Origin of the sequence: Streptomyces sp. NPDC014991 (genome assembly GCF_043080665.1) — a bacterium.
Lineage (GTDB): Bacteria > Actinomycetota > Actinomycetes > Streptomycetales > Streptomycetaceae > Streptomyces.
The window spans coordinates 81,119-91,136 of the sequence record NZ_JBIBVY010000027.1; the positions used below are offsets into that span (position 1 = coordinate 81,119).

At 67.5% G+C, this 10,018-nt stretch carries 8 protein-coding genes and 4 pseudogenes; 4 read left to right on the plus strand and 8 right to left on the minus strand.

The annotated features are described in order from the left end of the window. Positions 1-14: 14 nt before the first annotated feature. The 3 genes and pseudogenes from ACF1BE_RS31020 to ACF1BE_RS31030 all read right to left on the minus strand — a co-directional run. Positions 15-244 (minus strand): annotated as a pseudogene (locus ACF1BE_RS31020) (transposase); the annotation flags it as partial. Further along, positions 243-448 (minus strand): annotated as a pseudogene (locus ACF1BE_RS31025) (DUF3099 domain-containing protein); the annotation flags it as partial. The pseudogenes ACF1BE_RS31025 and ACF1BE_RS31020, both read right to left, overlap by 2 nt. Positions 449-496: 48 nt before the next feature. Continuing rightward, complete coding sequence (locus ACF1BE_RS31030; RefSeq protein WP_392202328.1) at positions 497-2,119, minus strand: hypothetical protein; 1,623 nt, start codon at positions 2,117-2,119, stop codon at positions 497-499. Positions 2,120-2,851: 732 nt separating this feature from the next. On the opposite strand from ACF1BE_RS31030, the gene ACF1BE_RS31035 reads away from it, so the two are divergent. Genes ACF1BE_RS31035 through ACF1BE_RS31045 form a run of 3 tightly spaced genes read left to right on the plus strand, consistent with a single transcriptional unit; the run spans position 2,852 to position 4,490 of the window. After that, a complete protein-coding gene (locus ACF1BE_RS31035; RefSeq protein ID WP_392202329.1) occupies positions 2,852-3,016 on the plus strand; it encodes a hypothetical protein in 165 nt (54 codons plus the stop codon). Then, complete coding sequence (locus ACF1BE_RS31040; protein WP_392202330.1) at positions 3,013-4,014, plus strand: caspase domain-containing protein; 1,002 nt, start codon at positions 3,013-3,015, stop codon at positions 4,012-4,014. The genes ACF1BE_RS31035 and ACF1BE_RS31040 overlap by 4 nt, the downstream gene beginning before the upstream one ends. After that, positions 4,011-4,490: a hypothetical protein gene (locus ACF1BE_RS31045; protein WP_392202331.1), complete on the plus strand. Its 480-nt coding sequence runs from the start codon at positions 4,011-4,013 to the stop codon at positions 4,488-4,490. The genes ACF1BE_RS31040 and ACF1BE_RS31045 overlap by 4 nt, the downstream gene beginning before the upstream one ends. A gap of 13 nt (positions 4,491-4,503) precedes the next feature. Here ACF1BE_RS31045 and ACF1BE_RS31050 read toward each other — a convergent pair whose 3' ends face one another. Together ACF1BE_RS31050 and ACF1BE_RS31055 are read right to left on the minus strand one after the other, a co-directional pair. Then, complete coding sequence (locus tag ACF1BE_RS31050; protein WP_392202332.1) at positions 4,504-5,424, minus strand: hypothetical protein; 921 nt, start codon at positions 5,422-5,424, stop codon at positions 4,504-4,506. A gap of 58 nt (positions 5,425-5,482) precedes the next feature. Next, entirely contained in the window at positions 5,483-6,460 is a 978-nt protein-coding gene (locus ACF1BE_RS31055) for a toll/interleukin-1 receptor domain-containing protein (RefSeq protein ID WP_392202333.1), read from the minus strand. 199 nt (positions 6,461-6,659) lie between these two features. Between ACF1BE_RS31055 and ACF1BE_RS31060 the strand changes: the two are divergent. Continuing rightward, a pseudogene (locus ACF1BE_RS31060) lies at positions 6,660-7,347 on the plus strand (IS5 family transposase). 53 nt (positions 7,348-7,400) lie between these two features. Here the strand turns inward: ACF1BE_RS31060 and ACF1BE_RS31065 are convergent. The 3 genes and pseudogenes from ACF1BE_RS31065 to ACF1BE_RS31075 all read right to left on the minus strand — a co-directional run. Further along, the gene (locus ACF1BE_RS31065; protein ID WP_392202334.1) at positions 7,401-8,120 is read right to left on the minus strand and encodes a DsbA family oxidoreductase; all 720 of its coding nucleotides are present in this window, start codon (positions 8,118-8,120) and stop codon (positions 7,401-7,403) included. A 431-nt stretch (positions 8,121-8,551) separates the two neighbouring features. Beyond that, entirely contained in the window at positions 8,552-9,085 is a 534-nt protein-coding gene (locus tag ACF1BE_RS31070) for a hypothetical protein (RefSeq protein ID WP_392202335.1), read from the minus strand. 203 nt (positions 9,086-9,288) lie between these two features. Continuing rightward, a pseudogene (locus tag ACF1BE_RS31075) lies at positions 9,289-9,566 on the minus strand (helix-turn-helix domain-containing protein); the annotation flags it as partial. Positions 9,567-10,018 lie beyond the last annotated feature (452 nt).

Below are 10,018 nucleotides of genomic sequence, written 5' to 3' on the forward strand. Positions count from 1 at the left end.
GTCAGCTCCTGTCGTCAGGGCCAGGTCGCGGAGTCGTGCAAGCGCAGACGGCGTCCGCCGCGGGTGATGCGGGCGGCGCGTGCAGAAGCCGGTAGCGGAGCCTTCTCGGCTCCGCGTTGGCCAGTTCACCTCCCAGCAGCAGGGTGCGGGCCCAGGAGAGCAGGTCGGTGGCGGCGAGTGCGAGTTCGAGCCAGGCGGCGTTGATGTTGAAGAGGCGGGAGGGAAAGCGGCCGAAGCCGGTGTTCGCCGGACGGGTCGTCCCACCAGCGGTCGTCCGGACCCCGGCGGTTGGCGACCATCGCGGCGAGCCGGGGGATGATCATGGCCACAACACACATGCCCACGGCGGCGGGGACGGACCAGATGCGCACGATTCCCCAGGCCAAGACGAAGAGGCCGATGCAGTCCCCATCATGGCGAAGTACACGTGACGGCGACGGGCGTACATGAGTCCAGTAGGCGGCACGGCTTCCCGGGGCGCACCGGCTACCGGGAGTCAGGGCGCCGGGGCGTGCGGCATGCGGAGCTTCGTCCACAGAGAGACGCAGGGCACGCCGATCAGCACCGCAGCATAAATACCGATATAGGCATGATGGCTGACGCGAGCAATAATCAGACCGCCGCCTGCGGCGCCCAGGACGCTGAGCCAGAGGAGGGCGGCGACAATGGCGGACTTGAGCTGCACCGGCTTGGATCGTAACGCGCGATGGACGCGATAAGAGCTTTTCCTCAACTGCCGAAAATATCCGAACAGACCGCCCAATGCAGCGCCGACCGCCGCATAGCGGTCATCGACGTGCTGCATTCCATGCAAGACGGCAACCTGGGCGAGCGTGCCGCACAGTGCGCCCCAGAAGACGCAGAAAAAAACATCGGCGGCAAAGAAGGCGAATTCGTCGCTCAATTTATCCAGCCACGACTGGGCCGAGTACTCGGCATGGTATGTTCTCTGCTCCTCGGGAGTCACCAGAACCCTGACATCGTGCGCGACTCTGTTTCGCTCCAGCGACACGAATGTCCGGATGAATCCCACAGCGAGCAGCACCGCAAGGGCGAGGACCGCGCCGCGCACGGTCACCGGATCATGTCTCATGACGTAGATCGGCACCGTGATCGTCGAAGCGGCCATCGCGGCCAAGGCCAGCACGAATCCTCGGCGAAAGGTGTCAGGCTGCACGGCCTGGCCCGGCAGTCGTTCCTCCAGCCGCTCCAGGAGTGGATCCACCTGCGCCCTAACCGTGGCGCGCCATCTGCGCCGAGCGGTCCGGCCGCGCTCGACGGTCGGGTCGAACAGCACCAACTCCGGGGTCCAGTCGTCGGCGAACCTGATCACCCCGCGCAGCGGATGTCGCCCTCTCCGCAGTCGCGGCGACCGCAGGGGCGGATAGTCCGGCAGTGCCGGCATACGTGACGACGCCGCCCCTCCCCGGCCCAACTCCTCACCCCGCTCGGCGAAATATTCCGCGGCGGCGTCGCGGAATCGGTGGTACGCGTCCGGTCCCGTGCACACCAGAAGGAGCAGACGGGCCGGCGGCAGGGTCTTCACGGCCTCCATGAACTCCCACAGCGTGCCCTGTGCGGAATCCTTTTCATGCGAGGTTCCGGCCACCAGGAGAACCAGGCGTGCACGTCTGATCAGTTCGCTCACCTCGGATTTCCATTCATCCGTTTTGAGGTAGGACCGATCAATACCGGGTTGCGGGTAATTGTCGCCGGGGTGGCCGATCGCGAACAATTTGCCGAAGCGGCGGAAGAATCGAGCGACCTTCTCCTCTTCGGTGGCCGCGGCATTGTCGACGTTATGGCCCAGGATTTCCCCGTTCGACAGCCAGAATCTCGCGCCCAACGCCCTCCTCGGATCGGCGAGTTCCCGGTCGATCCCGAAAGAGCGCAGGTACAGGACGAACGTCATGGTCGGGAGGTCCGCCGGCAAGCCCACGACGGGTTGGATGCGCATCGCGAAGGTCCGCCCGATCGGCCCGGCCACCGACAGCCCGAACGCGGCGACGGCGAACCAGGCGAGAGACCAGAGCGCTATCCTCCAGCGGAACCCTCCGTCGAACGCCAGTCCGACGGCGGCGAACCCCCTGAAAAGGGCGCAGAAAGTGACAGAGATCATGACGGCGTACCACACCCCGGTGCCTCCTGAGCGCCGTAACACGTAGCGCGTCACACCGGAGTGGGGCTCTTGCTCGGACATCGACATGCGACAAGTAGACCGACACCGCACGAAGGTGGTAAATGAACGTATCCACACTCGTATGGTGGGGTGCAGCGAGCCACAGGTGCACCTGATCGGTCGGCGCACCCGCCGTCGTGGCTGACTGTCGTCGGCTGGGGTTCGTGCCACACCCGTGCCGGATCCAGGGGTCAGCCACGGTCAACACCGGTGCCCCCGGTCGAGTGCCTGCTTCCTCGGCTGGCGAAGCCCCGGCTCAGCCCGCAGATCCCCAGCCTCTCCCCGCGCCCGGCACGACCGAGGCACAACACTTCCCATGGGGGGCGGCATGCATCTCGGCCCGCCGGAACGTGACCATGTTCGTCAGTTACCCCGACCCTGAGCAGGAGAACGTCCTGGCGACAGAGCTGCGAATGCCCCACCGAGGGGCGAGGCCGAAACGTGGAAGCCGCGTATCGCGCCTGGAAGCCAGCGGTTCCCCCGGGCAGCAAAGTCACAAAACGCCACCGCACTGTGAGATCTGTCGCCTAGTGTGAGGCTCCATCGGTCCTGCTCGGGAGCAAGGAAGACGATGGCAAATCCGCGCGCGTTCCTCAGCTTCGACTTTGATCACAACGAGCTTCAGAAGAAGATGTTCGCAGGCCAGGCGGTGAGCGACTCACCCGCGCCGCCATGGCCGAGGAACTGCTGGTCCCCGCCTTCGGTGTCCATGTCGACGGCGCCGGCCCCAGCAGCCCACTGCCCGTCGGCCTGCCGCGGAACCGCGTCATCGCATGGAAGTGGGAACTCATCGCTCTGGCGGTGCGGCAAATGACGGGCGAGGGCAAGAACGCGTGAAGCGGGCCATCATCGTAGGCATTGACCACTACCCGGACGGCCGATCCCTGGGGGGTTGCGTCGCAGATGCGACAGCGCTCGACAAGCTGCTTTCTGCCAACGCTGATGGCGGCCCGAACTGGCGCACTCAATTGATCACAGGAGAGGAGGGCGGTCCTGAGGTGACGCGGGACGGTCTGCGTCACGCCCTCACCCAACTGTTCGCCAATGCTCGTGACACGGATTTACTCTTCTTCTTCGCCGGCCACGGGGCGCAGACGCCATGGGGCGCTGATCTGGTCACCCAGGACGCTACAGACCATACGCTGGGCGTATCGATGAATGACCTGATCACCCTGGCCAACGATTCACCTGCCCGCAGTGTCACATTGATACTCGACTGTTGCTTCAGCGGAGATCTGGGAAATACACCAGGGCAGCAAGCCGCAGCCGTTGCAGAGAGCTTCCGCCTGAACAAGAGCATTCTGCGGGAGAACGTCACCATCCTGGCCGCAAGCCGCGGAATCGAGACATCGCAGGAGGTGGACGGACACGGCGCCTTTACCCGCGTCCTCCTTGACGGACTCGAAGGAGGAGCCACCGACCACCTGGGAAAGGTCACTGCGCTCAGCCTTTACGGATACGTAAGCCCAGCCTTTGACGCATGGCAGCAGCGCCCGGTCTTCAAGGCGAACCTGACCGAGCCCGTTGTCCTGCGCATCGGTCCGCCATGGCTGGACGCCGCCATGCTGCGAAAGTTGCCCGAACACTTTCCTGAGGCAGACAGTCGAGTACGTATGAGCCCGGAGCACGAGGGCGAAGGGAGACCTCTGCCTCCGGGAACTTCAGGCACTCCGAAGCAGCAGCAATTCGACTATTTCGGACGGCTGCGCAACGCCAACCTTGTCACCACGGACGGTCAACGTGATCACTACTGGGTAGCCATGGAAAGCGGAGAGGTTTACTTGACTCCCATGGGCCAGTACTTCTGGAAGCTGGCCAAACGGAAGGTGTTATGAAACGCATCGGGTGTACCGGACACCAGACGTTGAGCGTCGCCACACGGCGGCATGTCGTGGAAGCCATGCTGGCTGAGCTAAGCGACATGAAGGAAGAGATCTTGGGGGTGACGTGCCTCGCGGAGGGGGCAGATCAGGCTTTCGCGCTGGCCATGCTTGCCCGCGGAGGAGAGTTGCATGTTGTCATCCCGAGTATGGATTACGAAAACAGCTTCCAAAGCGACGAAGCGCGATCGGCCTACACCTCTCTGCTCCAGCTTGCCACCTCCCGCTCAGAGCTGGACTTTTCTACGGCTGGTGAAGACGCATATTTGGCCGCAGGGCAGGAGGTAGCTGATCAGAGCGATATCCTGCTGGCAGTCTGGGACGGCAGGCCGGCGGGCGGAAAAGGCGGCACCGCCGATATCGTGGCCTATGCCCGGCAGCGAGGTACGGACGTCCGCATCATCTGGCCACCGGGCTCGACAAGGCAGTAATACAGAGCAGTCCCTAGGGGTCGCGGGACGCGATCAGACTCTGCGCGAGAATGCGGTCGTACAGCTTCGTTGCGATGATGCCCCGAGGAGTCAGGACGGTCGACCACACCTTGACCGCGTGCACGGTCCGCCGCTGGTCGTCCTTTTCCTCCAGAATTCGCAAGACCAACGCATGGTGCATCAATTTCGCCACTGACCGTACATCGACGGAGGTCAGCTTCAGCATCGCCAGGATCTGCTCAGCGTTGTTGCGTGCGGTCAGATGCGACGGGTCGTATGTGCCTTTCCTGCCACAGGGTGGGAAAACAATCGCCACGCGGTGCTGGAGGCCGCATCTGCGGATCAACTCGATCTCCCACGCGAGGGACGGACGCATCTCGAGCCCCGGCGCAAGCAGCAGGACGATATGCGCGGCTTTCCCTACTAGTGCGGCAACATGATCCTGCCAGTCCTCGTCGGGTGAACGCAGGTAGACCGGACCAGGCGGCGAATACCGCACAGCGGCATCCACCAATGTGTAGGCCGGCATGTCGTGATGACGCAACAGAGCCCGCGCCGTCACCTGCTCCAAGGTCAAGGCAGGTGACCACAAGCCGATTCGGGGATGGGTGGGGAGTAGTACTTTGCCATCGCCGCCGAATGTCCGCAGCATCAGACAGTACGAGGCATCCGACGCGAGTACAGAGTCGATGACCTGGGCGCAGTCCAGGCTCTCGCGTAGCCGCTTGTACCGCAACCACCACCGCAGGCCACTGCCCAAGCCGAGGGCGAGAACCGGTAGGACGGTAACACCCCAGATCCCGGCGACCGATTCGAGCACCTTCTCACTCCCAGCCTGCTGGTCGAGAAGGACGTACGCGAGAGGAGGGACGAACAGCAGAGCGGCCAGCAGCAGACCGATCTCCCGGACGAACCTGAGGAAGCGCCATCTCAACGGGGACACCGGCCTTCGTGTTCGACGCCGTCCATTCTCTCGGTAGGGACGGCGGCTCTCAGACTTCTCGGCGCCTGTTGCGCCACGCATGGACGCCCGGCAGCAGCGAAGAGTCCTCGCCGACCCCGCGCCCCTCCAAGACGCCCTCGACATTGTCGAAGAAGCCGACGGCGAAACGCCGCTGCCAGGCCAGCAGGGCAGGTACGGCTGCCAGAGAGACGCCGTTGGTAAGAATCGCCAGCCCGACAGAAACGCCGGCAACCGCCCCGGTCTTGACAGATGGCAGCTTCAACACCACGGTGGAATGACCCGGATCGGCGTCGACCACCTCCGCGTAAACCGTGCCGCCGCGGCGAGCGTTGAAGGTCACCATCGCAGCTTCCGGCCCCACCTCAATGATTGGGTAACGCAGCAACTCGACGGCTCCCGTCAGCGCGTCGAATGCCCTCCGCCGGGAAGCCTGCAACCGGCGCTCGTAGCGCCTGGTGGTCAGGAGCGTCGGCTCGCCGGGAGAAGCTGTGTCTGCTTCAGAGGCGGGAAATACCCCGTGCCCCTCAAGTGCCTCCAGGAGCCGGCCGAAGTCGTATGGCCAGTCCGAATCAGCGAGTCTGACGGCTTGCAGGCGTGAAAGTGTCTCGAGCGAGGGAGGTAGTTCATGCCCAGGTGGCATCGCTGCCCCTCCGACGAGCACCGGTATGAGAGCTTTGCCGTGCCGGAGAGCGGTCTCCAACTCAACGCGTACCAGGTCGACCGACTCATCCAGCCGCCGCTGCCCCCGGTCGTTCGAGCTACTCAGCCAGTCAGGCCCTAAGACCGCGATCACCGCGCGAGACGCGAGCAACGCCCGCTCCAACTCCACTACGTAGTCCCGGGCGGGCAGGTTCGAATCGATGTCCAGATAGACACGTTCCTTCCCGAAATACCTCCGCAGGTCGGCAGCGAGTCGTCCGGTCCACGGAGCCGAGTCCGAACGTCGATAAGAAATGAATATCGCCCGCCGCTCCTTCGCGGACGTCCGATCTTCAGGTGCTTGCATCACCGCTCCCGTCCGCGTCCTATCCGCCCGGCTCATGTGGAGGGGACCACAAGGGCGCTGTACGCAGCCTTCCGACAAGCACACGTGAAAACAAGGGTGCAGGGGAGCGCACAGACGGCGCACGCAAGTTATCCGCGGACGGTGCAAGAAGACCCGTCCCTGTCGCAGGAGCACGTCGTGCACGGGTCCGAACCCCCGGATGCGTAGAGCGTGTCTCTTCGGTGGGTTGATCAGTGGATCGGGTGCGCCTGTCCGGTCAGTGATCACTGATGCGATGTGGGAACGGATCGAGCCGATGATGCCGGCCGATCCGGTTCGTGGACGGCGGTGGGCCGACCACCCCCGCACGCTCGAGGCCATCGCGTGGAAGTACCGCACCAGCTCGCCCTGGCGCGGTAGACCACGCGCTCGGACGCTCCCGCGGCGGGCTGAGCACCAAGATCCACCTGGCGGCGGACGCCCATGCCCGGCCCCTGGCCCTGGCCGTCACCGCGGGCCAGGCCGGTGACGCGCCCGCCTTCGAGAGGATCATGGCCCGCATCCGGGCCCCCAGAACCGGCCCCGGCAGGCCCCGGACCCGCCCCACCATGGTCCTGGCCGACCGCGCCTGCTCGTCCCGCGCGATCCGCGGCCACCTGCGCCGCCGGCAGGTCCGCGGGGTCATCCCGCAGCCATCCGACCAGATCGCCCGCCGTCTGCGGCGCGGCCGCCAAGGCGGACGCCCGCCCGGCTTCGACACAGACGCCTACAAGCAGCGCAACACCGTCGAGCGATGCATCAACCGCCTCAAGCACTGGCGCGGCCTGGCCACACGAACCGACGAAACTCGCCACGCCTACCGAGCCGCCCTCCACCTCGCCGCCATCCTCATCCGGACACGACGCTGACCAAGGAGACAGAACCCGGCTGTCCTTATACCTGCGCCCCGGCCTGCGGCTTCTCAGCTGTGCGAGGGCAGCGCGCACCCGTCCGGGCCGCAGGCCTGTGCGCCGTCCCCGCCGACCGGCTCCAGCGCGGAGCGCTCGCCCCAGGCCTGGTCCAGGGCCCGGGTGAACACCTCGGCGCTCTGGGCACCGGAGATGCCGTAGGTGCGGTCGAGGACGAAGAAGGGCACGCCGGTCGCGCCGAGCCGGGCGGCCTCGCGCTCGTCGGCGCGGACCTCGTCGGCGTACGCGTCGGGGTCGGCGAGCACCGCGCGGGCCCGCCCGGCGTCCAGTCCGGCCTCGGCGGCCAGCTCCACCAGGCGTTCGTCGCCCTCGGTGAAGACGGACCGCTCCTCGGCGAAGTTGGCCCGGTAGAGGATGCCGAGGAGTTCGTCCTGGCGGCCCTGCTCCCTGGCGAAGTGCAGCAGGCGGTGCAGGTCGAAGGTGTTGCCGTGGTCGCGGCCCCGGGTGCGGTAGGGCAGGCCCTCGGCGGCTGCCTGGGCGCCCAGGTTGTCCTCACCGGCCTCGGCCTGCGCCTCGCTCATGCCGTACTTCCTGGTGAGCATCGTGATCACGGGCTGCGCGTCACCCTTGGCCCGGTCCGGGTCCAGCTCGAAGGAGCGGTGCACCACCTCGACCTCGTCGCGGTGCGGGAAGGCGGCCAGCGCCTTCTCGAAGCGGGCCTTGCCCACATAGCACCAGGGGCAGGCGATGTCGCTCCAGATCTCGACGCGCATGTCTTCGGCTCTCTCCGGTTCGTACGGACACGGGGGCGCTCCCCGGCCGGTACATGAACGTTCAAGCAGCTGGTTCCATTCCCGGGCCGGTACGGGCAGCCGCAGGAAGCAGCGGTGATCAGGTGGGAGGCGGATGTGCGTGACTGTCCCGTGGTCCGACCCGGCCCGCTCCCCGGGTCCTCACGACGCATGCCCAGCCGCCCCGCGTGGGCGGCACCGGCAGACCGGCCCGGAGCGGATCGCGGGGACCCGGTCCGGTCGGTGACCGGTCGTTGCTCCCGCCCCACGGGCGTGCGATGCCGTCGGCACGCTCGCGCGGGCGCCGTCGTGCCGGCCGTCGTCCGGTCGCCCCCGCGGGACCCGCCCCGGCCTTCGGGCCCGCCGCACTCAGAAGGGGGGAGTCGCGCCACGCGGCACGGGCTCCGGCGCTGTCACCGTCCGTAGGCTTCCCGGCGTGGCAGCGGCCCGGCGTCCGCGTGGCGGCCTTGCTGTCGCGCGGCGTGCCGCTGTCCGGGGCCGGGCCCGGAGCGAGCAGCCAGGGCGTCTGCGACGGCTCCGGTGGCGAAGGCGTAGACGGTCTTGTGCAGCAGGTCCACGACGAGTTCCCCGCGCGGCCAGGATTGCGGAGGCGCCCCGACGCCTGTGGCGTTCTCCAGGATCTGGTCGCTGGTCAGCCGGATCACCGTGAACTTCGCGGATGACCACGGCCCACGCAGCCCGGCGTGTGCCATCACCGATCGCAGTACGCCGAGCAGGGCGCCCTGACCGTAATGCATGGCCCAGTTCACCGACAGCGGTCGGCGTCCAGGACGCTCCGGCATTCCCGCCACCCGCTCCAGGGTCCTTGCGGGGACGTACGAGCTGGGCCGGCCGGTCAGGCGCTGCTCGGCCTTCTCGCCCAACGTCATCACCGCGACCCCGGCCGCACCGGCGAGGAAGCCCTGCCACAGCGCTCGGTTCATCATGTCGCTACGGGTACCCGCGCTTGGCCGCGCTCACTGCCGGACGGCACCGGCAGGGGCGCCACTCCTCTCGCTGCCGCGTGGGGCAGGTCCGTCCCGAGGGGTTCCGGTGGCGTGCGGATCCTTGCGGCTCCCGCGACCCGGCCGGATCGGAACCCTCGTCCACCCGCCCGCCCCCGACCACCACCTCTTCCTGCTGCTGCCCCTGCCGGCCCGGTTCCGCCGGGCCGGCCGAACCGGGCCCGGTAGGCGCTCGGGGTGAGGCCGGTGCGGCGGACCAGGTGGGCGCGGAGGGAGTCGGCGGTGCCGGGACCGCGGGTGGCGGCCGCCCGGTCCATGGGCGGGTCGTGGTCTCCAGCAGTTCCCTGGCGCGCTCCACGCGCTGGTGCGGCAGCCACCGGGGCGGGCTGACCCCGCTCTCGGCGTGGAACCGGCGGGTGAGGGCGCGCACGGAGACGCCCGCGTGCCGGGCCAGGTCGGTCAGCCTGGCGGACCTGCTGGGTCTGCTGGGTCTGCCGTACGTCGACGCCGGCACGTCCGCCACCGTGGTGGCCGTGCTCCTCGTCCCACTGGCCCTCGGCTGCGCGCCGGCCATCCCGCCGCTGACGGTGGTGATGCCGGACGCCGTGCCGGCCGAGCGGGGCCGGGCCGGCGGCCGGGGTGCTCAACGCGGCCCGGCAGGTCGACGGCGGCCCGGGGACCGCGGTCTGGGGCGCGGGGTGATGCGGCGGGGCCCCGCGCCCCCGCACTGCTGAGGTCTTTCCTCCGGATCAGGCCGGATCAGGCCGGATCAGGACGCGCTGCCAGGGCCCGCGAGCCCGGCATGATCCGAAGGAGAGGCCCTAGGTGTGCTGTCCGGAGAGGTTGGTGACGCGGCTGGCTGGGGTGTGGCCGCCGATGCCGGTGTGGGGTCGGTGGTAGTTGTACCAGTCCAGC

Coding starts and splice junctions, on each gene's coding strand:
- ACF1BE_RS31035 (WP_392202329.1), top strand. CDS start 2,852: ATGGCCGAGGAACTGCTGGTCCCCGCCTTCGGTGTCCATGTCGACGGC.
- ACF1BE_RS31030 (WP_392202328.1), bottom strand. CDS start 2,119: ATGATCTCTGTCACTTTCTGCGCCCTTTTCAGGGGGTTCGCCGCCGTC.
- ACF1BE_RS31070 (WP_392202335.1), bottom strand. CDS start 9,085: ATGATGAACCGAGCGCTGTGGCAGGGCTTCCTCGCCGGTGCGGCCGGG.
- ACF1BE_RS31065 (WP_392202334.1), bottom strand. CDS start 8,120: ATGCGCGTCGAGATCTGGAGCGACATCGCCTGCCCCTGGTGCTATGTG.
- ACF1BE_RS31045 (WP_392202331.1), top strand. CDS start 4,011: ATGAAACGCATCGGGTGTACCGGACACCAGACGTTGAGCGTCGCCACA.
- ACF1BE_RS31055 (WP_392202333.1), bottom strand. CDS start 6,460: ATGCAAGCACCTGAAGATCGGACGTCCGCGAAGGAGCGGCGGGCGATA.